Source organism: Flavobacterium sp. Root935 (assembly GCF_001429295.1).
Taxonomy (GTDB): Bacteria; Bacteroidota; Bacteroidia; order Flavobacteriales; family Flavobacteriaceae; genus Flavobacterium.
On the sequence record NZ_LMJL01000001.1, the window covers coordinates 157 to 26,655 of the forward strand.

Annotated in this window: 28 protein-coding genes; 20 read left to right on the forward strand and 8 right to left on the reverse strand. The window is 32.8% G+C overall.

From position 1 onward, the window contains the following. Window positions 1-60: 60 nt before the first annotated feature. Window positions 61-2,220, reverse strand: a complete 2,160-nt coding sequence (locus ASE40_RS00005) for a hypothetical protein (protein ID WP_057114975.1) — start codon at window positions 2,218-2,220, stop codon at window positions 61-63. 227 nt (window positions 2,221-2,447) lie between these two features. Between ASE40_RS00005 and ASE40_RS00010 the strand changes: the two genes are divergently transcribed. From ASE40_RS00010 to ASE40_RS00040, 7 genes are all read left to right on the forward strand, one after another. Further along, complete coding sequence (locus ASE40_RS00010; protein WP_057114773.1) at window positions 2,448-2,855, forward strand: septal ring lytic transglycosylase RlpA family protein; 408 nt, start codon at window positions 2,448-2,450, stop codon at window positions 2,853-2,855. Window positions 2,856-3,126: 271 nt separating this feature from the next. Next, the gene (locus ASE40_RS00015) at window positions 3,127-3,894 is read left to right on the forward strand and encodes a ParA family protein (RefSeq protein WP_057114774.1); all 768 of its coding nucleotides are present in this window, start codon (window positions 3,127-3,129) and stop codon (window positions 3,892-3,894) included. A 5-nt stretch (window positions 3,895-3,899) separates the two neighbouring features. Further along, window positions 3,900-4,802 carry a ParB/RepB/Spo0J family partition protein gene (locus tag ASE40_RS00020; protein WP_057114775.1) on the forward strand — a complete coding sequence of 301 codons (903 nt, stop codon included), beginning with the start codon at window positions 3,900-3,902 and terminating at the stop codon, window positions 4,800-4,802. After that, window positions 4,802-5,362: a DUF5683 domain-containing protein gene (locus tag ASE40_RS00025; protein WP_057114776.1), complete on the forward strand. Its 561-nt coding sequence runs from the start codon at window positions 4,802-4,804 to the stop codon at window positions 5,360-5,362. Before ASE40_RS00020 ends, ASE40_RS00025 begins: the two co-directional genes overlap by 1 nt. Before the next feature lie 42 nt (window positions 5,363-5,404). After that, window positions 5,405-6,106, forward strand: coding sequence for a 4-hydroxy-tetrahydrodipicolinate reductase (gene dapB / locus ASE40_RS00030; protein ID WP_057114777.1), 702 nt, complete (start codon window positions 5,405-5,407; stop codon window positions 6,104-6,106). 67 nt (window positions 6,107-6,173) lie between these two features. Further along, a complete protein-coding gene (lepB, locus tag ASE40_RS00035; protein ID WP_057114778.1) occupies window positions 6,174-7,727 on the forward strand; it encodes a signal peptidase I in 1,554 nt (517 codons plus the stop codon). A gap of 174 nt (window positions 7,728-7,901) precedes the next feature. Further along, complete coding sequence (locus tag ASE40_RS00040) at window positions 7,902-8,522, forward strand: WbqC family protein (protein WP_057114779.1); 621 nt, start codon at window positions 7,902-7,904, stop codon at window positions 8,520-8,522. Window positions 8,523-8,579: 57 nt separating this feature from the next. On the opposite strand, the gene ASE40_RS00045 is transcribed toward ASE40_RS00040, so the two are convergent. The 6 genes from ASE40_RS00045 to ASE40_RS00070 form a co-directional block, all read right to left on the reverse strand. Next, entirely contained in the window at window positions 8,580-9,626 is a 1,047-nt protein-coding gene (locus tag ASE40_RS00045) for an endonuclease/exonuclease/phosphatase family protein (RefSeq protein ID WP_057114780.1), read from the reverse strand. A gap of 18 nt (window positions 9,627-9,644) precedes the next feature. After that, window positions 9,645-10,508, reverse strand: a complete 864-nt coding sequence (locus ASE40_RS00050; RefSeq protein ID WP_057114781.1) for a rhomboid family intramembrane serine protease — start codon at window positions 10,506-10,508, stop codon at window positions 9,645-9,647. Between the two features lie 41 nt (window positions 10,509-10,549). Beyond that, entirely contained in the window at window positions 10,550-11,299 is a 750-nt protein-coding gene (locus tag ASE40_RS00055; RefSeq protein WP_082586717.1) for a rhomboid family intramembrane serine protease, read from the reverse strand. Next, window positions 11,296-13,233, reverse strand: a complete 1,938-nt coding sequence (mutL, locus tag ASE40_RS00060) for a DNA mismatch repair endonuclease MutL (protein ID WP_057114782.1) — start codon at window positions 13,231-13,233, stop codon at window positions 11,296-11,298. The genes ASE40_RS00055 and mutL overlap by 4 nt, the downstream gene beginning before the upstream one ends. 164 nt (window positions 13,234-13,397) lie before the next feature. After that, window positions 13,398-13,970 carry a 6,7-dimethyl-8-ribityllumazine synthase gene (gene ribH / locus ASE40_RS00065; RefSeq protein ID WP_057114783.1) on the reverse strand — a complete coding sequence of 191 codons (573 nt, stop codon included), beginning with the start codon at window positions 13,968-13,970 and terminating at the stop codon, window positions 13,398-13,400. A gap of 93 nt (window positions 13,971-14,063) precedes the next feature. Then, complete coding sequence (locus tag ASE40_RS00070) at window positions 14,064-14,843, reverse strand: tetratricopeptide repeat protein (RefSeq protein WP_057114784.1); 780 nt, start codon at window positions 14,841-14,843, stop codon at window positions 14,064-14,066. Window positions 14,844-15,085: 242 nt separating this feature from the next. On the opposite strand from ASE40_RS00070, the gene recF reads away from it, so the two are divergent. From recF to ASE40_RS00135, 13 genes are all read left to right on the forward strand, one after another. Next, entirely contained in the window at window positions 15,086-16,165 is a 1,080-nt protein-coding gene (gene recF, locus ASE40_RS00075) for a DNA replication/repair protein RecF (protein ID WP_057114785.1), read from the forward strand. A 175-nt stretch (window positions 16,166-16,340) separates the two neighbouring features. Further along, complete coding sequence (locus ASE40_RS00080; protein WP_057114786.1) at window positions 16,341-17,015, forward strand: DUF2461 domain-containing protein; 675 nt, start codon at window positions 16,341-16,343, stop codon at window positions 17,013-17,015. A 91-nt stretch (window positions 17,016-17,106) separates the two neighbouring features. Continuing rightward, window positions 17,107-18,165 carry a glycosyltransferase gene (locus tag ASE40_RS00085; protein ID WP_057114787.1) on the forward strand — a complete coding sequence of 353 codons (1,059 nt, stop codon included), beginning with the start codon at window positions 17,107-17,109 and terminating at the stop codon, window positions 18,163-18,165. Between the two features lie 98 nt (window positions 18,166-18,263). Next, complete coding sequence (locus tag ASE40_RS00090) at window positions 18,264-18,827, forward strand: DUF6934 family protein (protein ID WP_057114788.1); 564 nt, start codon at window positions 18,264-18,266, stop codon at window positions 18,825-18,827. A 35-nt stretch (window positions 18,828-18,862) separates the two neighbouring features. Continuing rightward, complete coding sequence (locus tag ASE40_RS00095) at window positions 18,863-19,042, forward strand: hypothetical protein (RefSeq protein WP_057114789.1); 180 nt, start codon at window positions 18,863-18,865, stop codon at window positions 19,040-19,042. A 156-nt stretch (window positions 19,043-19,198) separates the two neighbouring features. Further along, on the forward strand, window positions 19,199-20,212 hold the full coding sequence (gene murB / locus ASE40_RS00100; RefSeq protein ID WP_057114790.1) for a UDP-N-acetylmuramate dehydrogenase: 1,014 nt from the start codon (window positions 19,199-19,201) through the stop codon (window positions 20,210-20,212). Window positions 20,213-20,339: 127 nt separating this feature from the next. After that, window positions 20,340-20,798 (forward strand): GNAT family N-acetyltransferase, encoded by a 459-nt coding sequence (locus ASE40_RS00105; protein WP_057114791.1) that lies wholly within the window; start codon window positions 20,340-20,342, stop codon window positions 20,796-20,798. An 11-nt stretch (window positions 20,799-20,809) separates the two neighbouring features. Further along, on the forward strand, window positions 20,810-21,424 hold the full coding sequence (locus ASE40_RS00110) for an FMN-binding negative transcriptional regulator (protein ID WP_057114792.1): 615 nt from the start codon (window positions 20,810-20,812) through the stop codon (window positions 21,422-21,424). Window positions 21,425-21,507: 83 nt separating this feature from the next. Then, on the forward strand, window positions 21,508-22,614 hold the full coding sequence (locus tag ASE40_RS00115; RefSeq protein WP_057114793.1) for a glycosyltransferase: 1,107 nt from the start codon (window positions 21,508-21,510) through the stop codon (window positions 22,612-22,614). Then, complete coding sequence (locus ASE40_RS00120; RefSeq protein ID WP_057114794.1) at window positions 22,605-23,156, forward strand: RNA polymerase sigma factor; 552 nt, start codon at window positions 22,605-22,607, stop codon at window positions 23,154-23,156. Before ASE40_RS00115 ends, ASE40_RS00120 begins: the two co-directional genes overlap by 10 nt. Window positions 23,157-23,315: 159 nt before the next feature. Then, entirely contained in the window at window positions 23,316-24,152 is an 837-nt protein-coding gene (locus tag ASE40_RS00125) for an energy transducer TonB (RefSeq protein WP_057114795.1), read from the forward strand. Between the two features lie 115 nt (window positions 24,153-24,267). Then, the gene (locus ASE40_RS00130; RefSeq protein ID WP_057114796.1) at window positions 24,268-25,005 is read left to right on the forward strand and encodes a DUF4184 family protein; all 738 of its coding nucleotides are present in this window, start codon (window positions 24,268-24,270) and stop codon (window positions 25,003-25,005) included. A 61-nt stretch (window positions 25,006-25,066) separates the two neighbouring features. Next, the gene (locus tag ASE40_RS00135; protein WP_057114797.1) at window positions 25,067-25,447 is read left to right on the forward strand and encodes a PH domain-containing protein; all 381 of its coding nucleotides are present in this window, start codon (window positions 25,067-25,069) and stop codon (window positions 25,445-25,447) included. 57 nt (window positions 25,448-25,504) lie between these two features. Here the strand turns inward: ASE40_RS00135 and ASE40_RS00140 are convergent, their stop codons facing one another. Continuing rightward, window positions 25,505-26,371: a M48 family metalloprotease gene (locus ASE40_RS00140; RefSeq protein WP_057114798.1), complete on the reverse strand. Its 867-nt coding sequence runs from the start codon at window positions 26,369-26,371 to the stop codon at window positions 25,505-25,507. Window positions 26,372-26,499: the final 128 nt, after the last annotated feature.

Sequence of the window (26,499 nt, forward strand, 5' to 3'; positions counted from 1 at the left end):
TGACGAAAAAAAGCTCTAACTTCTGTTAGAGCTTTTTTTTATTTAAGAATATTTTTTCTTTTACTTCTCCATCACAATATAAGCAGGATAAGATTCCTCATTAGGCAAATTAAATTCCTCATCAAAAGGCTGTGTTCCTTCTCTATTATTATATAATGCTACGCGTTTTGCACCAGTTGCGGTGCTGCCGCCAATTCCATTAATAACATTTTGAATATTACCCGGACCAGCAAAACGAGTGGTACACATTTTTTCGAGTTTCACATTTGGACTATTAGGCACTTCAAAACCATTTTTCTTACTCACATTACCATCCGTTCCCGTAAAAACAGCATAAGACCCCATTCCAATACTTTGATGTTCTTTTACAGTATTGGCTACTTTAAATGCTGCATAACCAGCAACCCTTCCTCCTTGACTGCTCCAGCTTGCTTGATTCGGCGCATCATAAGGCGGTTCGTTTTGAAAGAAAAAAGTTCTGCCGCGTTCTCCCAGCCATAATACCTCATATTCTTGATAGTGTTCTGTAAACAAACCATAAAGAGTAACATCATCCCCAGTAACAATAAGTCCGTTCTTGCATCGATCTCTTAACCAGCGTGCATCGCCACCTTTCTGCGAACCATGATCGGCACGCCACAGCCAGAAATGATCACCCACCACATTACTACTGTTAATTTGCATAGAAGCATGTATCTGAATATTCTTTGATTGAACACCACCTACTCTGCAAGTAATATCTGTAAGCAGAATTGGATCTGCAGAATGGTCGGCATTTGCTCCTTCGTTTCCAATTCTAATTTGATAAGTTGTACTATTAAAGGAATCCATAAGAAGTCCTGCGATGATAATTCCGTCTTTATCATCAGCATAAATACATCCCCAAATATTTTTATCAGTCGGTTCAAGTGTTACAGAAGCTATACCAGCACCTAAAAGTATAGCGTCTTTTCTGTTGACTTGGATAGGAGCATTCAGTGAGTAATGTCCTGGAGTGAAAAATATATTTTTACCAGCTTTTAATGCATTATTGATTTCCAGATCAGTATCACTTTCTTTGGCAACATACCAATTAGTAAGCAAATCTTGAATTTCGCCTTTACCCATATCTGCTGCCGACCAAGAAACTCCTACTCTATCTTTTTGCCATGCAGGAACAAAAACTTTGTATTCGCCATCCTTATCTAAAAAAAGAAAAGGTTTTTCTCTTATAATAGGCGTAGCAGGAATTGGAGAATTAGCATCATCTGCCTTTGGAGGATTAACACAGCCTTGCCAAACCATATTATAGGAACCGCCCATAGCTCCCGAGCCAGAAGGAAAAATGGCATTTCTGGTATACCATTGCTGTTGTCCGCCCCAATTAGGCCTGGATGATGTATAATGAGTATCGGCAATAAAACCACCGCTGCCCCAAAAATTCGTGTCGCCAATATCTGAAATATATTTTGAAGTACTTTCAATCAGCATTCTTCGTGCACTGGTTGATTGAGAAACTGTCCAAGCAAAATCTCGCATTACTTCAACATTTTCTACAGAACGCCAAAAAGTACAAGTAGCATTTGCTCCACCCGAAAGATGAGGTTTCGTAAAGATAGACCCTAGTTTAACATCTGACGGAACTTTTCCTAAACCTCCAATGTGAGAGTAGAATCCTAATTCTATCGAGTTAGCTTCCGCCGATGACGCAGAACCCGATCCGCCAGAATCGTAAGTTTGTCCTTCAATATTTGCTTTAAAATAATATGCCTGACGTTTTGTTGTCCATTCGCCATTTGATCCGCCTAGACCAATAGATCCAAAATGTGAATTAATATCTTTTCGTGCTGTTTCTGCCTTTTCGTATTTTCTATCATAGAAATACATATTATCACCAAACATTTGATCTTCTAATGAAATTATGACTGTTATCGAATTACGAGTAACCCTATAATAGTTCTCGTATTTATTAGTATTTGGTTTATTGTCTATAAATGTCAGTTTAGAAGTTGAACCCACAGTCACAAAATCAGATGCTAAACGACTTCCTCCTCTTGTAATGATATAATTTCCAGAAGAACCAAAAGCCGACCATGATAAACTTATATTATGTTTCTTTTTGTTGTAAACAATTTTACGTTCGATTTTTTTATTCCCTTCTATTTTGTAATTATCTGAATAAGATGAAAAACTGCAGAATAGCAGCATAAATGTAAATAATGAGATTACTTTTTTACTCATAAGAATGTTCATTTTTGTGGTTTGATAGATTGTAATAGTGATAGTTTTTAGAAAGCCCAAAATAGCAATAATCCTTAAGCTTCCCGTTCATTTCTATTCTCAATTTTCTCATCAAAAACACTACAAAATCTAAAAAATTTGTCTTTTTCTGACATAAATAAACCTTCTAGAACATATCTGTTTTTCTTTAATAGCTTTTTTTTGCCGGCAATGAAAAAGAAAATGAAATGAAAAAGATTATATTATGTATTGCCTTAATTTTTTCTATAGTTGGAATCGCACAGCAAAAAAACATCATTCCAATTGATTCCTGCTTATTAGCAACAAAAAGCGTATTATATAAGACAAATGCTCACGCTTCTTACTATCATGATAAATTCAATGGGCGAAAAACAGCGAGCGGTAGAAAATTCAACAATAATGATTTTACCGCAGCGCACAAAACATTTCCTTTTGGAACAAAACTAAAAATCACAAACGAAAAAAATAAAAAGTTTGTCTTAGTTGAAGTTATAGATCGGGGACCTTTTGTGAAAGGAAGAGAAATTGACCTCAGTAAAAGAGCTTTTATGGATATTACTTCCAATAAAAAGAGCGGCGTTGTTTATGTGACAATCGAGATTTTAAAAAATTAGCAACTTATTATTTAAAACTATATTTAAAACCAAAATCTTATTTATAAAAAGATACTGATTTTGTTTAGAATTAAATGATTTCAAAGTTTTAATCACAAAAAAGAGAATTAAATAAATAAGAAACATCTTTAATAACTCTTTTGAAAACTAAAATTAATTTCTGCAAACACCCACCAAACAACGGTTAAACAAACTTTCATAAATGTTAACAAAATAGATTTTCAAAAACCATAAATAATTGTATTTTTACGGTTCAAAATTCAGAAAATAAATGGGCAAAATCATTGCTATTGCTAATCAAAAAGGAGGCGTTGGAAAGACTACTACATCAGTAAATCTTGCTGCCTCATTAGGTGTTTTAGAAAAAAAAGTATTGTTGATCGATGCTGATCCTCAAGCCAATGCTACATCTGGTCTCGGAATTGACGTAGAAACAGTTGAAGCTGGAACTTATCAAATTCTGGAACACAGTATAACACCGAAAGAAGCCGTTTTAAAATGTACAGCCCCAAACGTAGACGTGATCCCTGCTCATATTGACCTTGTGGCTATCGAAATTGAATTGGTTGACAAAGAAAACCGTGAATATATGCTTAAAAAAGCATTAGAAAGCGTGAAAGATGAATATGATTATATCATTATCGACTGTGCGCCTTCTTTAGGTTTGTTAACCTTGAATGCTTTAACAGCTGCAGATTCTGTAGTTATTCCTATTCAATGTGAGTATTTTGCTCTTGAGGGATTAGGAAAATTATTGAACACTATTAAAAGTATTCAAAAAATACACAATCCTGATCTTGACATCGAAGGCTTATTGCTAACTATGTACGATTCAAGACTACGTTTATCTAATCAGGTTGTAGAAGAGGTTCAAAAACACTTTAACGATATGGTTTTTGATACCGTAATTCAGCGAAATGTAAAATTAAGTGAAGCGCCTAGTTTTGGTGAAAGCATCATTAATTATGACGCTACCAGTAAAGGTGCCGTAAACTACATTCATTTAGCTCAAGAAATTATAAAGAAAAACAGCAAATAGTTTTTATGACAAAAGCAATTAAAAAACAAGCCTTAGGAAGAGGATTATCAGCATTATTAAAAGATCCAGAAAACGACATTACATCAGTAGAAGATAAAAATGCTGACAAAGTTGTTGGAAATATTATTGAGCTTGAAATAAGTGCTATCGAAATAAATCCGTTTCAGCCTAGAAGCAATTTTAATGAAGAATCTTTACGCGAATTAGCCACTTCTATTAAAGAACTTGGTGTAATTCAACCTATTACTGTTCGTAAATTAGATTTCAATAAATATCAGTTAATCTCAGGAGAGCGCCGTCTTCGTGCTTCTACCTTAATAGGATTAACTCATGTTCCAGCATATATTCGTATTGCAAACGACAACGAATCGTTAGTTATGGCTTTGGTTGAAAATATTCAGCGTCATGACTTAGATCCAATTGAGATTGCATTATCATACCAGCGTTTGATCGATGAAATTCAATTAACTCAAGAACAAATGAGTGAAAGAGTTGGAAAAAAACGTTCGACAATTGCCAACTATTTACGTCTTTTAAAATTAGATCCGATTATCCAAACTGGTATTCGTGACGGTTTTATCAGCATGGGACACGGTAGAGCAATTATCAACATTGAAGACCTTGATGTTCAAACAGATATCTACCAAAAAATTGTAAGCCAGAATTTATCTGTTCGTGAAACAGAAGCTCTGGTAAAAAATTATCATGAAGGGCAGCAGCCTAAAGCTGAAGGAAAACCTAAAACAGATTCTGCGTTTGTGGTAAGAGAAACTCAAAAAAATACTTTTAACGATTATTTTGGTTCGAAAGTTGATATTAAAGTCGCTGGCAACGGAAAAGGAAAAATCACAATTCCATTCAATTCTGAAGCAGACTTTAACAGAATTATAAAATTAATAAACGGATAGTGAATAAAATTGTCCCCATCGGTCTATTGTTCTTTCTAACAGGAACCGTTTCTCTTTTTGCCCAGGTAAAAAAAGACACGGTTTTGGTCGTAAAAGACACTACTGCATTAGAAGAAATAGATCCGCTAACACCCGCAAAAGCAGCCTTTTACTCTGCAATTTTACCCGGCTTAGGGCAGGCTTACAATAAAAAATACTGGAAAATTCCATTGGTTTACGGAGCAATCGGAACAAGTTTGTACTTTTATATAGACAACAATAAAAAATACCACGATTATCGTGACGCCTATAAACGAAGATTAGAAGGCTATAACGATGATAATTATCAATTTTTGGACGACAACCGACTAATTGCCGGGCAAAAGTTTTATCAAAGAAACAGAGACTTATCTGCCTTATTTGTTGTTGGTTTTTATGTGCTAAACATAATTGATGCCAATGTCGATGCCGCTTTGATTCAGTTTAACGTAAACGAAAGACTATCAATGCGTCCAGAAATTTATCCCGACGATGTAACATTTAAACCAAACGTTGGACTAACCTTTAACTACAAGTTTTAATAGAGTAACGTCTATTTAAAAATCAATAAAAAAATAATTATAATGAAAATTGCGCTTTTAGGATACGGAAAAATGGGGAAAGTAATCGAAAGAATTGCTTTAGAAAGAGGTCATGAAATAGTTTTAAAGAAAGATGAATTTAATAGCTATGACGGACTTTCAACAGCGGATGTTGCCATAGATTTTAGTGTTCCATCAGCAGCAGTTAATAATATCTCAGCATCTTTTAATGCTAATGTTCCTGTAGTTTCTGGAACAACTGGCTGGCTGGAACATTACGACGAAATGATTGCTCTTTGCAATGAGAAAAAAGGCGGTTTTATTTCGAGTTCAAACTTTAGTTTAGGTGTAAATATTTTCTTTGGATTAAATGAATATTTAGCCAAAATCATGAATCAGTTTGATTCTTATAAAGTTTCGATGGAAGAAATTCACCACATCCACAAACTTGATGCTCCGAGCGGTACTGCAATTTCTCTAGCAAAAGGCGTAATTGAAAACAGTAATTATGCTAATTGGACTTTAGAAGAAGCTCAATCAAATGAAATACATATAGAAGCAAAAAGAATTGGAGAAGTTCCTGGCACACACACCGTAAACTACGATTCTGTTATTGACAGTATCGAAATAAAACATACTGCTCACAATCGTGAAGGTTTTGCGCTTGGCGCTGTTATAGCTGCAGAATGGCTTGCAGGCAAACAAGGAATTTTCACTATGAAAGATGTACTAAACTTACAATAAATCGAATAAAGTTTTGGATTAATTAAAAACATTCAATCCTGAATTTGAAACTTAAAAATACAATATTATGACACTTTACTCTTGGTTCGTATTTTTCTTAGCTGTTCAAATAATTCATTTTCTTGGTACATGGAAACTGTATCAGGCAGCAGGAAGAAAAAGCTGGGAAGCAGCAATTCCGGTATACAATTCTATCGTTTTAATGAAAATTATCGGACGCCCGACTTGGTGGACACTATTACTTTTTATCCCAATCATCAACTTAATTATGTTTCCTGTTGTATGGGTAGAAACTTTAAGAACATTTGGTAAAAGATCTACTTTGGATACTTTTCTAGGCCTTTTCACTCTAGGTTTTTATATTTATTATGTAAATTATACTCAAAAATTAGAGTATCGTGCAGATCGTAAATTAACTCCTGAAAACAAAACTGGAGACACAATTAGTTCTTTACTTTTTGCAATTATCGTAGCAACTTTAGTACATACCTATGTTGTACAACCTTATACAATTCCGACATCATCTTTAGAGAAATCTTTATTAATTGGTGATTTCTTATTTGTGAGTAAATTAAATTACGGGCCAAGAGTACCAATGACTACGGTAGCATTGCCAATGGTTCATGACTCTATTCCTTTAACTAAAAGTAAATCGTATTTAAGCTGGCCGCAATTACCATATTTCAGACTTCCAGCTATCCAAAAAATAAAACGATGCGATATAGTTGTCTTTAACTGGCCAGTAGATACCGTTCATTATTTCTTTGAACCAAAAGGAAGACCAGGGGTTATCAAACCTATTGACAAGAAATCAAATTACGTAAAAAGATGTGTTGGTATTCCTGGAGACAGTTTATCAATAAAAGATGGTTTTGTTTTTATTAATGGAAAAAAACTGGTTTTACCAGAAAGAGCTAAACCACAATATTCTTATTCTGTAGCTTTAGATGGAAAAACTCCAATTGATTTCGAATCATTATTTAAAGAATTAGACATCACTGATCCTGCAGGTTTTACAACAGAAAAAAGAGATACGCTTTACTTAGGCTCATTAACAGAAGCTGGAGCTGAGCGATTCAAAAATACTCCTGGCGTTACTGCGGTGATACGTAAAATTGACAAAACAGACGATAACAGAATTTTTCCTCATATTAATAAGTGGAGTCAAGATAACATGGGACCAATTTACATTCCTGAAGCAGGAAAAACGGTTGCGTTAAACAATGAATCACTTCCTTTTTACAAAGAAATTATCACGAATTACGAAGGAAATAAATTAGAATTACAAGGTTCTAAATTTTTAATTAACGGAAAACCAGCAACGACATATACCTTCAAACAGAACTATTATTGGATGATGGGAGACAATCGTCATAATTCTGAAGACAGCCGTTATTGGGGCTACGTTCCAGAAAATCACATCGTAGGAAAACCAGTATTCATCTGGATGAGCTGGGATACGAACGGAAAAGGCATAAATAAAATTAGATGGAATAGAGTTTTCACTACCGTTGATGGTGAAGGACAGCCGCAATCTTACTTCAAATATTTCTTAATAGCTCTTGCATTATACTTCGTTGGAGATTTTGTATGGAGAAAAAGAAGAGAGAATAAAGCATAATTAAAAAAAAGTTATTTTTGTTTCAGGTTTCAAGTTTCAAGTTCGACAACACTTGAAACTTGAAACCTGAAACATTTAAAAAAATAAAAACATTAAATCGTTAAACTGGTAAATCGTTTAATCGTTTCTCAAAAAAGTACGATTAAGCGATTTACCGATTAAACTAAAATCACAATGAATTCCTTAATACTTCCGACTTATTTTCCATCTATTAGTCATTTTGCAGTAATAGCGCAATCTGAAAAAATCACATTTGAAATGGAGGATAATTTTCAGAAACAAACTAATAGAAATAGAACTTACATCTATAGTCCAAACGGAATTCAATTATTAAATATTCCTGTTAAGCATTCAAAAGAAGCACATCAAAAGACTAAAGACATTTTGATTGAAAATGAATTTGACTGGCAGAAACAGCATTTTAAATCGCTGGAAGCAGCTTATAGAAGCTCGCCTTTCTTCGAGTACTTCGAGGACGATATCGTGTCTATATTCGAAAAAAAACATACTTTTTTAATGGATCTGAATTTCGAAGTTTTGGACATTGTAACAAAATGTCTTCGAATGAAATTTGAATTCGGGAAAACAACAGAATATTTTCATGAAACACCAGATTTCGCTGATTTTAGATATTTAGCGAACGGAAAAAAAGACACAAACTCTTTCGAAAAATACACTCAGGTATTTGACGACAAACATAGTTTCATAAACAACTTAAGTGTTTTAGACTTACTTTTTAATGAAGGTAAATTTGCAATGGATTATTTAAAAACTCAGAAACTAGATATCAAATAGAAAATCCAATTTTCATCTTTGAAATTTGGATTTTAAAAAATTGGAATTTCATCTATTTTATTCCATCGAAAGTCTGGTCATAATCGGATAATGATCTGAGTTTTCAAAATCTGAGAAGCTTTCAAATTGTTTTACTTTCATTTTACTGTCTGTAAAAATGTAGTCAATCCTAGCAGGGTAATAACGGAATTTATAGGTAGCTCCAAAACCTTTTCCTGCTTCTTCGAAGGCGTCTTTTTGCTTTCCTTTAATGCTTCGATAAACATAAGAAAAAGGACTGTTATTCATATCGCCGCAGATAATAAATGGAGTTTTACACTGCTTAATATTTTCCTTAAAAATCTCTGCCTGTTCCTGCTGCTGCGTAAAACCTTTACTTATTCTAGCATAAATACGTTGTGATTTCTTCTGATTTACATTATCAATATCATCTGAAATTTCACTTACATCTGGAGAAATTTTAATAGATTGTAAGTGCATATTATAAACACGAATTACATCTTTTCCGCGCTTTATATCAGCGTAAACCACATTATTATCCGATTTTGGAAAGATAATATTTCCTTCGTTTATAATTGGAAATTTTGAAAAGATAGCCTGACCTGTTTTAATCTGTTTTCCATCTATAAAAATATAACGATGCGGATAAACTTTTAAATCAATATGCGCCGAGTTTGAGTACTCTTGAATACAAAGAATATCTGGATCTTTTTCATCTATAAAAGCTTTAATATTTGATGGAATATCATCTCGATCCAGCCATTTAAAAACATTAAAAAGACGGACATTATAGCTCATTACAGAAAAATCTTTTTCGTCTTGAACGTATTCTTTTGCAGAAAATTTATAGAATTTATTGATGAAGGTAATTCCAGTCAGCAATACCAAACCAGATAAAATAAGGCGCTTTTTAAATTGAATTGCCCAATAAACGAAGAATAATCCATTTGCAACAAAAAAGGCCGGCATAAACAGAGTAAGCACCGATAAAAGCGGAAAGCTCTTAGGTGCTAAAAAAGGTAAAATATAGACACTAAATGTAAGGACAGTCAGTACTATATTCAAAAAGAACATTATCTTATTAAACCAAGAAAGGTTTTTCATATTTTTCTTCCTACAAGTTTATTTTCCAGCTTTAAATAAAAACTCTTTTTCTTCTTTTGTCAGGCAGTCATAACCAGATTGGCTGATCTTGTCTAAAATCTCATCAATTTGTTGCTGCGTCTTATCTTTCGTGACAATTCTTGATGTTGATCTTTCTGTAGGTTTTTTGTAATTTTTATGAACTTTTGTAAATGGGGTCGAAGGAGATTTTCTAAAAAGATTTGCAAAGAAATCTAATGTTTTAGAAACAATGATACTTAAATCTGTACCATTTTGGAGTAATTTAATATAGATAAATCCAAAAAAAGCACCTGCAAGATGCGATATATGCCCGCCCATATTCCCTAAACGAAACTGCATTAAATCTAAAACTAAAATTACAGCCGTAATATGCCATAACTTAACGTTTCCGAACAAAAACAAACGGACATTCATTAGCGGAGAATAAGTTGTTGCCGCAACTAAAATTGCCATTATGGCTGCAGATGCACCAACAATAGAACCGCTGATATTTGACAAATAAAAACTTAATACAAAAGCAACTCCCGCAAAAAGAGCACTCAGAATATACAATCCTAAATATTGTTTTTGAGTAAAATAAGTTAAGAACAATGAACTTGCAAAGTTCAAAACCATCATATTAAACAACAAATGGAAAAACCCATCGTGAAAAAATGCATAGGTTAAAAAAGTCCAAGGTTTGAACATGAAAACCTGAGGATCTGACGATAACGCAATCCAGCTTGGAAAATCAAATTGACCAATTGAAAATTGATAGAAAAATATTAATGAGATTATAAAACATGCGATATTCCAATAAATAACGCGCATGACTATGCCTCCCAATCTATATTGTAATTTCAAATCGTCTAGAATATTCATAAAACTTCTTTTGGTTTAGAATTTAAACTTAAAGTTAAAAATTAATTCCAACGATTACTGTTAAACTGATTTTTTTTCCAGTACCACATCATTAAAAAACCAGTAATAGCACCACCAACGTGTGCAAAGTGCGCTATTCCAGTACCTCCACCGCCAAACAAGGAAGTCCCTTTAACGCCTAAAAACAAGTCAATCAACAAAAGCCCCGGAACAAAGTATTTTGCTTTAATTGGAATAGGGATAAACATTAGTGCTAGTTCAGCATTAGGAAACATAAATGCAAAAGCCGTTAGTAAACCGTAAATAGCGCCTGATGCTCCCACAACTGTTCCTATATAAGCACTCGTAAATCCTTCAAATTGAGCCACACTTACCAAACTCTGCCATCTAGTATCAATTTTTCCTTCACTTAAAAGTTGTAAAATCTGCGTTTTATTAAAACCATTTGCTATCAAAGTACTCATTGTATCCTGAAAAAAATAATAGTTCACAAGAGTATGAAGTAAAGCTGAGCCTAAACCACAAGAAATATAAAAGAAGATGAATTTTTTTCCTCCCCAAAAATGCTCCAAAGCAGATCCAAAAGAAACCAATGCAAACATATTAAATGCAATATGCATAATACCACCATGCATAAACATATGTGTTATTGGCTGCCAAACTTTAAAATTAGGATTTTCAGGAAAAAACATCGCCAGATATTCATAAGAAACTGGCACTAACTGAGAACCAATAAAAAATATAATATTAATAATTAGCAGTTGTTTAACCACTGGAGTCATGTTCATCATAAGGCAAACTTTTTATCTATATCTTCAACACGCATGGTGATAAAGGTCGGTTTTTGAAAAGGTGAAATATTTGGATCTTTACAAGCAAACAAACCGTTTACTAAATTATCTTGTTCTTTTTCGGTTAAATAAGATCCGGTTTTAACCGCTAAACTTTTTGCCATTGATTTGGCAATTGTATCATTTTGACTGTAACTATTTGCTGGGATTCCGTCCTGTAAATCGCTCAATAACTGCTCGATTACAAGAGAAACTTCGCTTTCGGTAATATTTACTGGAATTCCAGAAATTACAATATGATCTGATTTTGTCTGATCGAAAACAAATCCTGTTGTTTCTAATGAAGGTTTTAATTCTTCAATTAATTCCATTTCGGAGGCTGAATAAAACAAATCAAGCGGAAAAAGCAATTGCTGACTTGATGCTTGATTTACTGTCATATTCAACAAAAATTGTTCATACAAAATACGTTGATGCGCTCGCTGTTGATCAACAATAACCATTCCTGATTTTATTGGCGAAACAATGTATTTTTTATGAATTTGATATGTTTTGTGTGTTGCCTGCTCTACCTCATCATCATTAAATAAAGAAGAAGTTACTTCTTCGTTCTCAAATGTAAAAGGCGAACTCTCTATCGTTTCAGGATTTTCTGTATCTAAACCCACATATAAACTTTCCCAGCTTGCCGTTGGCTCTACTCTTTTTGAATAACCCGAGTAGGAAGATCCTGAATAAGAAGAACCAGAAGACGATGACGAAGAAGAACCTGAACTATAATTAGATCCAGAACTAGCTTTACTATAATGCTGATTGGTTTTATCATCTGTAAACGGATTAAAAGTTCCGTCAACCTGAATAGTAGGCACTTCTGCCTCAACATCTTTGTAATGATATGGCGTATCTAAATTGGAATCTCTGTCAAAATCTAAAACTGGAGCCACATTAAACTGTCCTAAACTATGTTTGATCGAAGCTCTTAAAATAGCATACAAAGCCTGCTCATCATCAAATTTAATTTCAGTTTTAGTGGGATGTATATTGATATCAATTGTATTTGGCGGTACTTGCAGGTACAAAAAGTAACTAGGCTGCGCACCATCTTTCAATAATCCGTCATAAGCAGACATTACTGCGTGATGCAGATAACCACTTTTTATAAAACGATCGTTTACAAAAAAGAACTGCTCTCCCCTATTTTTCTTAGCAAATTCGGGTTTACAAACAAAACCCTGCACATTTATAATTTCGGTATCTTCATTTACTGGAACCAATTTTTCGTTGGTTTTACCAGACATTATACCTACAATTCGCTGGCGATATCCTGCAGCAGGAAGATTGTACATCTCACTTCCATTGTGGTAAAAACTAAAATGAATATTTGGATGCGCTAAAGCCACACGCTGAAATTCGTCCATTACATGACGAAACTCAACTGTATCTGATTTTAAGAAATTACGACGAGCCGGAATATTAAAAAACAGGTTTTTAACTGCAAATGAAGTTCCTTTTGGAAGAACTGCCACTTCTTGCGAAACAAATTTACTTCCTTCGATTACAATGTGAGTTCCAAGTTCATCTTGATCTTGTTTGGTTTTCATCTCCATGTGCGCAATCGCAGCGATAGAAGCCAGAGCTTCTCCACGAAAACCTTTGGTACCTAGCGAAAATAAATCTTCCGCTTGGCGTATTTTTGAAGTTGCATGGCGTGCAAAACACAAACGCGCATCTGTAACCGTCATTCCAACACCATTATCGATAACTTGTACTAGTGATTTACCAGCATCTTTTATTATCAATTTAATATCAGTTGCTTTGGCATCAACAGCATTTTCTAACAATTCTTTTACAACTGAAGCGGGTCTTTGAACCACTTCTCCAGCAGCAATTTGGTTAGCAACGTGATCAGGAAGCAATTGAATAATACTCGACATTAAGCAAAAATAGTTTTAAAGTTTAGATTAGTTTCTATAAACCAAGAAGTACAAATTTAGTGAATTTTGATTGGCTTTTTAAATAAGAAATGTCATAAAAAAAACAAAAAAACCTATACCGTTATTACACAGTATAGGTTTCCTATTTTTAAAACAAATGTGTTTTATTCCTTCTCTATTTTTCTTGGCGTATCTTCGATTTGAATTGCACCAGAAGACAACAAAGGCTGGTTATAAGCATGAGCTATTGACGCCTGCTGACGAATATACGCCATTTTTATTGCGGCAATTGCCGCTTCGGTTCCTTTGTTTCCGTGAGCTCCTCCGCTTCTGTCAATGGACTGTTGCATATTATTATCTGTTAAAACACAGAAAATAACCGGAATATCAGTTTGAACATTCAAATCTTTAATTCCTTGAGTAACTCCTTCGCAAACAAAATCAAAATGCTTGGTTTCTCCTTGAATTACACATCCAATTACGATAACGGCATCAACATTTTGTGTTTGAAGCATTTTTTTTGCTCCATAAATTAATTCAAAACTTCCTGGAACATTCCAGCGGATAATTTGCTGGGCAGGAACATCACAATCAATTAACGCATCAAAAGCACCATTATAAAGTCCTTCTGTTATAGTATCATTCCATTCAGAAACAACAATCCCAAACCGAAAGTTTTTCGCGTTTGGGATTGTGTTTTTATCGTATTCTGATAGATTTTTATTTTCAGTAGCCATCTGTTATATTTTAGATTTTTTAATTTAGTCCCGAAGCCTCGGGATAGATTTGTAACTACAAATCTACAATCTAAAATCTAAAGTCTAAAATTTTTATTGCGCTAATCCAATTAAGGCATCAACAGATGCTGCTTCTGGAGCACTGTCGTAATTATCTTTAATATCATTAAAATACTTCAATGCATCTTCTTTTTGACCTAAAGCCAAAGCAGTTTTTCCAGCTTTTAATAAGAAACGAGGCGTTGTAAAATCATTTTTGTTAGACTCAGCAGCTTTTACATAAAAATCAAGCGCTTCTTTTTGCTGATTTTTTTGAGAATAAGCATCTCCTGTCGCACCTTTAGCCAAAGCATTTAAGATTACATCTTCAGATTTAAATTCACCTAAATATTTAATTGCCTCATCAAATTTACCAGTATTTAAGTAAGCCATACCAGCATAATAGTTTGCTAAATTTCCAGCATCAGTTCCAGAATATTCGTCAGCGATTTTAATAAATCCGAATTTACCTTCTGAACCGTTTAATGATAATTTGTATAATGAATCGCTAGAAACACCATTTACTGCTTTTTCAAAATTTTGCTGTGCAACAAACATTTCACTAGCCGCTTCTTCTTGTTTAGGAGTAGCAATAAATTTTTGGTAAGCCAAGTATCCAATTGTAGCAACAGCAATACCTGCAACTAAACCAATAATGATTTTTTGATTTTTAGCCACCCAATCCTCAGTTTTTGAAGCTGTCTCATCTAATTTTGAGAAAACGCCAGCTGTAGTGCTGTCTTTTTCGTCAATAACTACCTGTGCTTCTTCATTAACTTCTTTAACTTCCTTCTCTTTTGGTGTCTTATATCCTCTTTTATTGTAAGTTGCCATTTAAAAATTATTTAGTGAACGGCAAAAATAAAATTTTTATTGAAACCGACGTAAAAAATTTCAATTTTATCACTATTTTAAAAAAAATATTTTTGTTATGAACTTGCCCTTTCGCGGAAGCAATAAAATAAATCCGTTTGAAACAGCGCTAAAGTCTATTATATTGATATTTTTCGGTAATTTGCACCCTCAAATTTTTACTGCTCAAAAACAGTAATATTTATCGACTGAGTCCCTAAAAAATGCATTTAAACAAAATCTCTTTATTTAATTATAAAAACTTTTCTGAAGCCAGTTTTGATTTTGATATCAAGATCAATTGTTTCGTGGGAAAAAATGGTATTGGAAAAACCAATGTACTCGACGCTATTTATCATTTAGCATACGGAAAAAGCTACTTTAATCCGTTAGCCGTTCAAAACATCAAGCACGGAGAGGAGTTTTTTGTGATTGATGCCGAACTGGAAAAGAACGAAAGAACAGAACAGATTGTCTGCAGTTTAAAAAAGGGACAGAAAAAAGTTTTAAAGCGAAATGGAAAAGCCTATGATAAATTTTCAGATCATATTGGTTTTATTCCGTTAGTAATTATTTCGCCCGCCGACCGAGATTTGATTATTGAAGGAAGCGAAACGCGCCGTAAATTTATGGACAGCGTTATTTCGCAGTTAGATTCAACTTACCTTCATCAGCTTATTCACTATCAAAAAGTAATTGTACAGCGAAATGCGCTTTTAAAGTATTTTGCCCTCAATCACACTTTTGATAATGTTACCTTATCTATATATAATGAACAGCTTAATGAATATGGAAAATCGATCTTTGAGAAACGAAAAGATTTCTTAGAACAATTTATACCTATATTTAATATACATCATCAAGCCATAACTGGATCTGAAGAAAGTGTACAATTGGTTTATGAAAGTCATTTGTTCGAAAAAGATTTATTAACGCTTTTACAGGAAAATATCAATAAAGATCGTGCGCTTCATTATACGACTGTTGGAATTCACAAAGACGATTTATCTTTTGAAATTGATTCACATCCGATAAAAAAATTTGGTTCGCAGGGACAGCAGAAATCTTTTTTGATTGCTTTAAAACTGGCTCAATTTGAATTTCTAAAAAAGCAAAGCGGTGTAAAACCCATTCTTCTGTTTGATGATATTTTTGACAAACTAGACGAAACTCGTGTGGCTAAAATTGTAGAAATGGTAAACAGCGAAACATTTGGCCAGCTTTTTATTTCTGATACACACCCAGAACGAACAGAAGCTATTGTAAAATCTACGCATCAAACTTATAAGATATTTAATTTGTAATTTTTTTGGTTTGCCACGAATTACACGAATTTTCACGAATTAAGTTTTGAAAAGGTTTTGCACTTTGTCAAAGCTGAGTCATAAATAATTAAAAATTAGCGTAAATTCGTGTAATTCGCGGCGAACTAAAATCAGTAAATTAGCCACAACATCAACTGCAATAAAAACATCAAATATGCTTACAAAAGAATCATTGCAATTTTTAGACGATTTAAAAAGAAACAATAACAGAGAATGGTTTCAGGAAAATAAAAAACGATATGAAGTTTTCAAGAAAGATTATCATCAATTGGTAAGTGATTTTCTTGATGTTATGAAACCGCTTGATCCTTCATTAGAATTTTTAGAAGTTAAAAATTGTACTTTTAGAATCAACCGCGATATTCGTTTTTCTAAAGATAAATCACCTTACAAAGCCCATTTAGGCGTTTGGATGTCTGCTGGAGCAAAAGGTGCAAATCGTGCTGGATATTATGTTCATATCGAAAAAGGTGCGAGTTTTATTGCTGGTGGATTTTATTCTCCAGATTCCGAGGATTTGAAAAAAGTTCGCAAAGAAATTGCTTTTTTCTACGAAGATTTACAGGAAATTTTAAACAATAAAAATTTCAAAAAAGAATTCGGAAGTTTAGATGTAAATGAAAATAATTCGCTTAAAAGCATGCCTCGTGGTTACGAAAAAGATCATCCTGCAATAGAATTCTTGAAATTGAAAAGTTTTACAGCAACTCAAGTTTATGATATTTCTGAAGCAACTCAAAAAGATTTTGTTTCTAAAATGAGCAAAAAACTAATTGCTTTAAAACCTTTAAACGAATTTATCAATCGCGCTTTGGAGACTGAAGAATAAAAAAGACAAAATCGACACGAATTTCACGAATTGACACGAATTAATTTGTGAAAATTTGTGAAATTCGTGTCAAAAAAAATTCATTTACCGAATGAAAAGAAAAATACTTTTTCTTGGAGAATCTTACCGCGCCGATGCTATAACTTGGATGAAAGGCCTTAAACAATTTGGCGATTTTGAAATTATTACTTGGGAACTTCAAACACCAAATAATTCTAAAGTCAACAGATTCAAACGTATCTTAGAATATTTCTTCTCTCCTATTTCGATTCGAAAAATCATCAAAAAAGAAAAACCAGACATGGTTATTGCCGAAAGAACCACCAGTTATGGATTTCTTGCAGCGATCTCTGGATCTAAAACTATCGCCATCGCACAGCAAGGCCGAACCGATTTATGGCCGGAAGAATCTGTTTTATATCCTTTTAAAAAATTCATTCAGAAATATGCTTTTAAGAAAGCGCATTTAATTCATGCGTGGGGACCTGTTATGGCAATTCACATGAGAGCATCTGGAGTTGACATGGATAAAGTTTTGGTTCTTCCAAAAGGAATTGATTTGTCGCTTTTTTCTCCTTCCATCAATAATTCAAACAAAATTGAAGCGATCGTAACACGCTCTTTAATGCCAGAATATCGACACGATTCTATTTTAAAAGCATTCGGAATTTTGAATCAAAAAGGAATTGATTTTTCGCTTACTATTGTTGGCGACGGAACAAGATTGCAATTTTTAAAAGATTTAGCGAAAGAATTACAAATCAAAAATAAAGTAATTTTTACAGGAAGAATTCCGAATACTGAACTCCCACAATTATTACAGCGATCTAATATTTATATCAGTATGCCCATTACTGAAGGCGTTTCGGCCTCTTTATTTGAAGCAATGGCTTGTAATTGTTATCCCGTAGTTTCTGATATTCCCGGAAATCAAAGCTGGATTACGCATCGAGAAAATGGACAATTAGTTGAAATTGATAACATCGAAATGCTAGCCGAAGAATTAATTTGGTCTTTTGAAAATCCTGAATCTCGAAATGAAGCTGTTATTCGAAATAGAAAATTTGTAGAAGAAAATGCGAATTATGATATTAACATGAAGATTATTTCTGAGAAATATCATGAGCTGCTGTATGCTAGATTCAAATAATCACATCTAACATCATATTAAAAACCACACGTCTTTTAATTTTAATTTAACAAGAAATAATTTATATTTTATTTAAATTTGCCATTTTTATTACCGTAATGGAAGAATTAATAAATGGATCATACGAATTTGAAGAAGTTGATGCTAACCCTATGCACACAAAATATGATTTCGTAAGCATGGGTTTGAGGCAAATCCCGAAAAGAATTGCGATCCTAAAATATCCACAGCCCGGATTAGAAAAATATTATAATTTAGGCTTTGGAAATATCATAATTGATAAAAATGGGATCGAATCAATTTCTGACATGTCCAGAAATAACAACAAAAATGATAAAGACAAAGTACTAAAAACGGTTTTTACATGCGCTTTAGATTTCTTATCAACCCATCCTAATTCAATTTTGACCTTTTTTGGAAATACTTCTGCAAAACACAGATTATACAAAATAGGCGTAAGTAATAATTTAGACGCAATTGAAAGCTGCTTCATTATAAAAGGAGGAATAATTCGTGACCTACGAATTAAAGAAAATAGTAAGAGTGGGAAACGACCGGATTCAATAATCAATATTGAGAAGATTGAATATGAAATTTATAATCCTGCTAAAAGTAATTTATATAATTTTATAACATTTGAATTAAGAAGCCACCTAAAATAAATTTTTATACTTTTGTAACATTAAAATGTATTGCTATGAAAAATACAATTAAAACTATTTTAGACAAATCTAAAAAAAAGACTACTGTTACTTATATAGACAAGGAAAACAGAACCTCATTTGACGAAACTTTTGGAAAACAGAAAATGGAAATAGCTTCTAAATTGATTGGTGACAATTCCATCACTATTTCTGAAAAGTTATCTACAAAATAAAACTTAAAAAGAACTTAGAATATTTATAGCCTTCAAATCTGGAGGCTTTTTTATTTAACAAAAAAACACTTTTAAAGTATCTGATTTTAATACAAAAAACAATTCAAACAAATTATAATCCTTACTTTTGAACTCAGTAAAAAAAGCCTTTTATTTATGGAAATCCAATCCAATTTTTCTTTAAAAAACTACAATACTTTTGGTATTGAAGCCAATGCTAAAAAATTCGTTGCTGTTCATTCTATTGCTGAATTAAAAACAGTTTTACAGGAAAACAAAAACGAGAAAAAATTTATTTTAGGAGGCGGAAGCAATATGCTTTTAACAAAAGATATTGAGGCGCTGGTTATTCATATTGATTTAAAAGGCAAAAAAATAATTAAAGAAGATGATGATTTTGTCTGGGTCGAAAGTCAGGCAGGGGAAACCTGGCACGATTTCGTTCTTTATACTATCGATAATAATTTTGGCGGATTAGAAAATATGTCTCTAATTCCAGGAAATGTCGGCACGACTCCTGTACAGAATATTGGCGCTTATGGAACTGAGATTAAAGACACTTTCGTTTCTTGCGACGCGATGAATATCGAAACTCAGGAAATGAAAACATTCAATAATGCTGAATGTAATTTTGGCTACCGCGAAAGTATTTTTAAACACGAAGTAAAAGACCAGTTCATTATTACTTCTGTTGTCTTTAAATTAACCAAACGCAATCATAAAATCAATACTTCTTACGGAGATATTTTGGCAGAATTAGCAAAAAACAATATTACTGAACCTACTTTAAAAGATGTCAGTAATGCTGTAATTGCTATAAGACAAAGTAAATTACCAGATCCGAAAGAACTTGGAAACAGTGGTAGTTTCTTTAAGAATCCGATTTTATTGAAATCTGATTTCGAGAAAATTCATCAAAAATTCCCTGAAATGAAGTATTATGAAGTTTCAGAAACCGAAGTAAAAGTTCCTGCAGGCTGGCTTATAGAACAAGCTGGTTTTAAAGGAAAACGTTTTGGCGATGCTGGGGTTCATAAAAATCAGGCGTTGGTTTTAGTAAATTATGGCAATGCAACCGGACAAGAAATTTTAGCAGTTTCTAAAGAGGTACAAAAGACAGTTTTTGACACTTTTGGAATTCATATTGAAGCTGAAGTGAATGTGATTTAAAATACAAATTTCACAAATTAGCACGAATTATTATTTCTGTCAGACTGAGCGAAGTCGTAGTCCTTTTACTGATAAAATCTCGACTCCGCTCGATGTGACAAAAAATGGATCGCACTTATAAATAAAAATGAACGAAAATATTCTGATTAAAACAGCTGATCCAAACGACGAGAAAGTTCAAAAGATTATTGATGAATTGTCTGCTAATCTATTTGTACGTTTTGGAAGTGATGGGAAGAATTCTTTTACAGACTGGCAGATTGACAATCCAAAATTTGTATTTGTTGTTGCGGAAATAGATAATGAAATTGTTGGGTGCGGCGCCATTAGACCTATTGAAGAAAACATAGGCGAAGTTAAACGAATGTATTCTAAATTTAGCGGAAAGAAAATTGGCCAGAATATTTTAGAATTTTTAGAAGAAAAAGCTAAAACGATTGGTTTTAAAGAGTTAGTTTTAGAAACACGAGTAAAAAACAACCAAGCAACTCAATTTTATCAAAAACAAGGATATAAAGTAACTCCGAATTACGGAAAATATATTGATCGACCAGAGGCAATTTGTTTTAGAAAGTCTTTGATATAAAATCACATAAAATGTATACACCCGATTTATACAAAAATGAGAATCCAGAAGAAATCAGAACTTTTCTGAAAGACAATAGTTTTGGCATTCTTATTAATCAGACTCACGGAAAATTATGCGCAACGCATATTCCGATAGAACTTGAAATCAATGCCGATGGAAAAGAAATTTTACAGGGTCATATTTCAAAACTGAATCCACAGTCCGAAGGTTTTGCAGAAAACGATCAGGTTTTAGCAATTTTTTCTGGTCCGCACAGTTACATTTCATCTTCCTGGTACGATCACGAAAATGTTCCAACTTGGAATTACATAGCCGTACATGTTTACGGAAAAATCAAAATTGTAGATTACGAAACTTCTGTAGAGCAGCTTAAAAAACTAGTTGATAAATACGAAGCGAACTCAGAAAATCCTGTTCGCGTTGAAGATTTATCTGCAAAAACAATGCGCGAAGCACGAGGAATTTTTGGTTTTGAAATAGAAATTGAGGAAATTCAAGCCACAAAAAAACTTTCTCAAAACCGCGACGATCATAATTATAAAAATATTATTACTGAATTAGAAAAAACTGAAAACCCTCAGTCTATTGCTGTTGCAAAAGAAATGTCAAAATGCCGAAAGTAAATTGGCTTTAATCATTGAAAATTACTAATTCATAACTACCTTTGTTCTCGCAAATTTCAGCTATTAACAGACATTAAAACTATATGCTTATAACTTTATTTTACTTTTTTATTGCTATTGTTTTTATTCAACTTTTCTACTATTTAGGAATTTTTGGAAAATTTGCTTTTGCTAAACCACAGCAGATTACACCAAAAAAACTTCCCGTTTCTGTAGTTGTCTGCGCTAAAAATGAAGAAGAGAATGTAAAAAAATATATTCCGCTTTTGGCACAGCAAGATTATCCTGATTTTGAAATTGTTTTAATTGACGACGCATCAAGCGATGAAACTTTAGAAGTATTTGAAGAATTTGAAAAGGAATTTCCAAATATCCGTTTAGTAAAAGTAGAAAACAATGAAGCTTTTTGGGGAAATAAAAAATATGCTTTAACACTTGGAATTAAAGCCACAAAAAAAGATTATTTACTGTTTACTGATGCTGATTGTTTCCCAACTTCTAAAGATTGGATTACATCTATGACTTCGCATTTTACCCTGAACAAAACGATTGTTTTGGGTTATGGGGGTTACGAAAAAGTAGAGCGTTCGTTTTTAAACAAAGTTATTCGTTTTGAAACTATCCTCACAGCTGTTCAATATTTTTCATGGGCAAAATTAGGACTTCCGTACATGGGTGTGGGACGAAATTTAGCTTACAAAAAAGAAGAGTTTTTTAATGTAAATGGCTTTATCGATCACATTCAGGTTCGCTCTGGTGATGATGATTTATTTATTAATCAAGCAGCAAACAAAACCAACACAACTATTTCTTATACACCTGAAAGTTTTACATATTCAAAACCTAAAAAAACGTACAAAGAATGGTTTACTCAGAAAAGAAGACATATTTCTACAGCAGAGCATTATAAGTTTTTTGACAAAATGCAGCTGGGATTATTCTTCATCTCACAATTATTTTTCTTTTTATTAGTTATAATTCTGCTGGCTTTTCAATTTCAATGGATTGCCGTATTAGCAATTTTAGCAACACGCTACACCGTTGTTTGGACAGTAATTGGGTGTTCGGCAGGAAAACTCAAAGAAAATGATCTTAAAATTTGGTTTCCAGTTGTTGAGATAGCGCTTATATTAACGCAAATTAATATCTTTATAACTAATATCTTTTCAAAACCGGTATATTGGAAATAAATTCTAAAATAGAAAAAGCAAAAAAAGGCGATCAAATCGCCTTTACTTTTTTATTAGATCATTATTGGAATGAGGTGTATGCTTTTATGCTCAAACGAACCGAAAACGAAACCACCGCAGAAGATATTACTATAGAAACTTTTTCTAAAGCTTTTGATAAAATTGCATCTTATAATTCTGAATTTCAATTCAACACCTGGCTCATTGCCATTGCTAAAAATGTTTATATTGATTTGTTACGAAAAAAGAAAACTAATCTTTTTATCGAAATAACAGACAACGAAGATCAGCAGGCTTATAATATAGCCGACCCTACTCCCTCTGCAGAAGATGCTTTAATTAAAGAACAGAATCTTTCTCGTCTGCTCTTATGCATCAAAGAACTCAAACCTCACTACCAAGAAGTAATTCAGCTTCGTTACTTTCAAGAAATGTCTTATCAGGAAATTGCTGTTAAGATAGACGAACCTTTAAGCAGTGTAAAAGTTAAACTTTTACGTGCTAAAAAATTATTGGCAGAAATTATCGAACGTAATAGATAATTTATTATCTTTAGGTAAAGAAAAATATACTATTCGTATATTTATTCTTAAAAAAATAATTTTACCACACATTAAAACTACAACTTTTGCGTTGTTAGCTCAAACCTAAACCTTTTCTGCGTATGATTTAAAGTTACTTAACCTTAAAACCCAAAAATTATGTCTAAATTAAGTATCTATGAAAACAAGTGGACAGATCTTGTTTTCGAAAACAAAAACAAAGAGTACGGCGCATATCAATTACGTCAGGAGAATTCTAAAAATTCTGTTACAGCTCTATTTATGGGTTTACTGTTATTAACGGCTTTAGGAAGTGCATCTGTAGTCATTAACAAATTTAGGACACCAGCAGACCATAATTCGGCTCAAACAGATCCTATTTACAAAGATCCATTGGTTGTTGTAAAAATTGACCCAATAATTGCACCTCCACCACCAGCACCACCAGCACCGGTAGTAGAACAAACTGCAGCGAGCAAAACAGACGCATCGCAATTAATCAATCCAGTGGTAACTAAAACACAAGATGCGGTCGAAAAAATTGCACCAAACACTGAGAATGTTCCAGTTGTAGAAAACCTTAACGGAAGTGGTACTTCTGTTAACCCAATTCCAGTTAGTGGAGGCGGTGGCGGGAATGGTGACGCTGCTTCTGTAACACCTAAAAGCGATGGGCCAGTTTCAACTGCTATTCTGGACAAACAACCTGAATTTCCAGGTGGAATCGCCCAGTTCTACAAATATGTAGGAAACAATTTCCGCAGACCAGAATTGGATATGGAAAAAACATTAAAAGTATATGTTTCTTTCGTAGTGGAAAAAGACGGATCTCTTACTGATATTATTGTGAGAAATGATCCTGGGTACGGAGTAGGTAAAGAAGCTATTAGAGTTTTAAAATCATTAAAAACAAAATGGAAACCAGGTATTCTAGATGGAGAACCTGTGAGAACAGCATACAATCTTCCAATTACGGTACAAACGGTAGTGGAATAACAAACAGAGAAAGCAGAACTTAGGTTCTGCTTTTTTATTTATCTTTAATTTCGAATTATCAGAAGAAAATCTACATGTCTTCTTTGAATAATTTCTAAATTAAAAATTTGATTTAATGCCTTTTACCTTTTCTCATCCCGCAATTATTCTTCCTTTAAGATATTTACCAAAAACATGGTTTTCTTTAACCGCTTTAATTATTGGAAGTTTAACTCCAGATTTTGAATATTTTTTACGAATGAAAGTCAAAAGCCTGTATAGTCATACTCTAGCTGGTATTTTTTGGTTTGATTTACCCCTTGCCATATTACTTGCTTTTATCTTTCATAATCTTACGCGAAATCTCTTATTTCAAAATCTTCCATCGTTTATTAAAACCAGAATATTGATTTATACCGATTTTAATTGGAATATCTACTTTAAAAAAAATTGGTATGTCGTTTTAATTTCTTCATTGATTGGTATAATTTCTCATATATTTTGGGATGCTTTTACACACAATCACGGTTATTTTGTAAATCAAATTGATACTCTCAGAAATACAATCTCGTTTTTTGGAACAGAAATTCCTTTTTGGAAACTAGCACAACATGCTAGCACTTTTATCGGATGTATAATAATTATTGCCGCCTTGTTTAATCTTCCACAAAATGATAACCTAAAAAGCTATACTAACAAATTATATTGGATTACTGTAATTTTATTTACTGCATCAATCTTATTCATTAGATTTATCATAAATCTAAAGGCTTTAAATATTGGGAATTTTGTCGTGTCTTTTATTGCTTCATTTCTAATTGCAATTATATTAACGCCACTGATAATTAAATTTAAATCAAACATAAAAAATTAGCAAAATCAATTACTTTTACTACTTCTAAAGACAATTGATTTAACTAATAAAAGAACAAATAATGGGAATATTTTCTGCTATTCTTGGAAATGCAGGTGCTGTAAACCAAGAAGATTTAATTAAAAAATACGGACAGCTTTTAACTACTAATGAAGAAATCGAAATGGGTTTTAAACTTATTCGTGATACTTTCATCTTTACCAACAAAAGACTGATTTTAGTTGATGTGCAAGGAATTACTGGAAGCAAAACCGAATATAAATCTATTGCCTATAAAAACATCACAAGATTTAGCGTAGAAACTGCAGGAACTTTTGACCTTGATGCCGAATTAAAAATTTGGATTTCAAGCGAGCAACAGCCAAGTATCGTAAAACAATTTAATAAATCGGTTAATGTTTACGAAGTACAAAAAATCCTTGCTTTTCACGTATTGGGATAAAAACAAAACCCGGCAAATTTAAAATCTGCCGGGTTTATTATTTTTTAAGAAGAAATATTATTTCTTTTTAGTTGTTGTTTTCTTTGTTGTAGTTGCCTTTTTAGTTGCGACTGGAACTGTATTTACAATTTTCTGCTGCACATAAGGCTTGTATAAACCATCTTTTTCTGCTCTCTTCTTTGCATCTTCTGCTCTTTGTTTAGCATCAGGGTGCGAGCTCATCATTCGGTCGATAAAAGAAGCCTCAGATCCTTCACTCATTTTGGCTAAAATTCTGAATGCAGATTCTTCAGCATTTACATTGTAACCGTTTTTCTTTAAGAAGTTATATGCAAACAAATCTGCCTCAGATTCTTGTTTTCTACTGTGTTTGCTATCAATTAAAGCACTTCCTATTTTACCTAATTGACTATCTGTTATAGCTGTAATTTTTGCAGATTGAGAAGAAACACCATCAATTAATGCTTCTTTTTGATATGCTGCACGCATTGCATCTCTTGAATCATTATTGGCTACGTGGCCAATTTCGTGACCAATAACTGCCAATAATTCATTATCATCCATAATATCCATTAATCCAGAAAATACACGTACACTTCCGTCAGCAGTAGCAAAAGCATTCACGTCTTTAACTTTATATACTTTATAGTTTAATGTATACCCATCACCAGCTGCGTGTTTTCCAAAAATTCTGTTTAACCTTAAAGTATAACCGTCATTTGGACCAGCAACTTCATTTTCAGTATCCATTTTTGCAACTGCCTCTTTAGACAAAGTCGCTGCATCTGCATTTGTTAACGTAAAAGCTGTTACTCCTTTTTGAACTGCTCCTATTGCTTTATCTCCAAAATTAATTTGTGCTGTCGCTTTTGTCAAACCGCATACAGCAAATAAAAGTCCTGCTATTATAGATTTTTTTTTCATGTTTTTAAAAATTACAATTTAACAACAAATGTAAATAACAAAATGCTATTTCATTTCACACAAAAATTTGTTTTTTCAATAAATAAATATATGAATTTTTAATGAGTTTAAAATGTCATAAATCCATT

What these genes read in the sequence shown, in the direction of transcription:
- ASE40_RS00005 (WP_057114975.1), bottom strand. Translation starts at nt 2,220, where the DNA reads ATGAGTAAAAAAGTAATCTCATTATTTACATTTATGCTGCTATTCTGC.
- ASE40_RS00010 (WP_057114773.1), top strand. Translation starts at nt 2,448, where the DNA reads ATGAAAAAGATTATATTATGTATTGCCTTAATTTTTTCTATAGTTGGA.
- ASE40_RS00015 (WP_057114774.1), top strand. Translation starts at nt 3,127, where the DNA reads ATGGGCAAAATCATTGCTATTGCTAATCAAAAAGGAGGCGTTGGAAAG.
- ASE40_RS00020 (WP_057114775.1), top strand. Translation starts at nt 3,900, where the DNA reads ATGACAAAAGCAATTAAAAAACAAGCCTTAGGAAGAGGATTATCAGCA.
- dapB (WP_057114777.1), top strand. Translation starts at nt 5,405, where the DNA reads ATGAAAATTGCGCTTTTAGGATACGGAAAAATGGGGAAAGTAATCGAA.
- lepB (WP_057114778.1), top strand. Translation starts at nt 6,174, where the DNA reads ATGACACTTTACTCTTGGTTCGTATTTTTCTTAGCTGTTCAAATAATT.
- ASE40_RS00040 (WP_057114779.1), top strand. Translation starts at nt 7,902, where the DNA reads ATGAATTCCTTAATACTTCCGACTTATTTTCCATCTATTAGTCATTTT.
- ASE40_RS00045 (WP_057114780.1), bottom strand. Translation starts at nt 9,626, where the DNA reads ATGAAAAACCTTTCTTGGTTTAATAAGATAATGTTCTTTTTGAATATA.
- ASE40_RS00050 (WP_057114781.1), bottom strand. Translation starts at nt 10,508, where the DNA reads ATGAATATTCTAGACGATTTGAAATTACAATATAGATTGGGAGGCATA.
- ASE40_RS00055 (WP_082586717.1), bottom strand. Translation starts at nt 11,299, where the DNA reads ATGATGAACATGACTCCAGTGGTTAAACAACTGCTAATTATTAATATT.
- mutL (WP_057114782.1), bottom strand. Translation starts at nt 13,233, where the DNA reads ATGTCGAGTATTATTCAATTGCTTCCTGATCACGTTGCTAACCAAATT.
- ribH (WP_057114783.1), bottom strand. Translation starts at nt 13,970, where the DNA reads ATGGCTACTGAAAATAAAAATCTATCAGAATACGATAAAAACACAATC.
- ASE40_RS00070 (WP_057114784.1), bottom strand. Translation starts at nt 14,843, where the DNA reads ATGGCAACTTACAATAAAAGAGGATATAAGACACCAAAAGAGAAGGAA.
- recF (WP_057114785.1), top strand. Translation starts at nt 15,086, where the DNA reads ATGCATTTAAACAAAATCTCTTTATTTAATTATAAAAACTTTTCTGAA.
- ASE40_RS00080 (WP_057114786.1), top strand. Translation starts at nt 16,341, where the DNA reads ATGCTTACAAAAGAATCATTGCAATTTTTAGACGATTTAAAAAGAAAC.
- ASE40_RS00085 (WP_057114787.1), top strand. Translation starts at nt 17,107, where the DNA reads ATGAAAAGAAAAATACTTTTTCTTGGAGAATCTTACCGCGCCGATGCT.
- ASE40_RS00090 (WP_057114788.1), top strand. Translation starts at nt 18,264, where the DNA reads ATGGAAGAATTAATAAATGGATCATACGAATTTGAAGAAGTTGATGCT.
- ASE40_RS00095 (WP_057114789.1), top strand. Translation starts at nt 18,863, where the DNA reads ATGAAAAATACAATTAAAACTATTTTAGACAAATCTAAAAAAAAGACT.
- murB (WP_057114790.1), top strand. Translation starts at nt 19,199, where the DNA reads ATGGAAATCCAATCCAATTTTTCTTTAAAAAACTACAATACTTTTGGT.
- ASE40_RS00105 (WP_057114791.1), top strand. Translation starts at nt 20,340, where the DNA reads ATGAACGAAAATATTCTGATTAAAACAGCTGATCCAAACGACGAGAAA.
- ASE40_RS00110 (WP_057114792.1), top strand. Translation starts at nt 20,810, where the DNA reads ATGTATACACCCGATTTATACAAAAATGAGAATCCAGAAGAAATCAGA.
- ASE40_RS00115 (WP_057114793.1), top strand. Translation starts at nt 21,508, where the DNA reads ATGCTTATAACTTTATTTTACTTTTTTATTGCTATTGTTTTTATTCAA.
- ASE40_RS00125 (WP_057114795.1), top strand. Translation starts at nt 23,316, where the DNA reads ATGTCTAAATTAAGTATCTATGAAAACAAGTGGACAGATCTTGTTTTC.
- ASE40_RS00130 (WP_057114796.1), top strand. Translation starts at nt 24,268, where the DNA reads ATGCCTTTTACCTTTTCTCATCCCGCAATTATTCTTCCTTTAAGATAT.
- ASE40_RS00135 (WP_057114797.1), top strand. Translation starts at nt 25,067, where the DNA reads ATGGGAATATTTTCTGCTATTCTTGGAAATGCAGGTGCTGTAAACCAA.
- ASE40_RS00140 (WP_057114798.1), bottom strand. Translation starts at nt 26,371, where the DNA reads ATGAAAAAAAAATCTATAATAGCAGGACTTTTATTTGCTGTATGCGGT.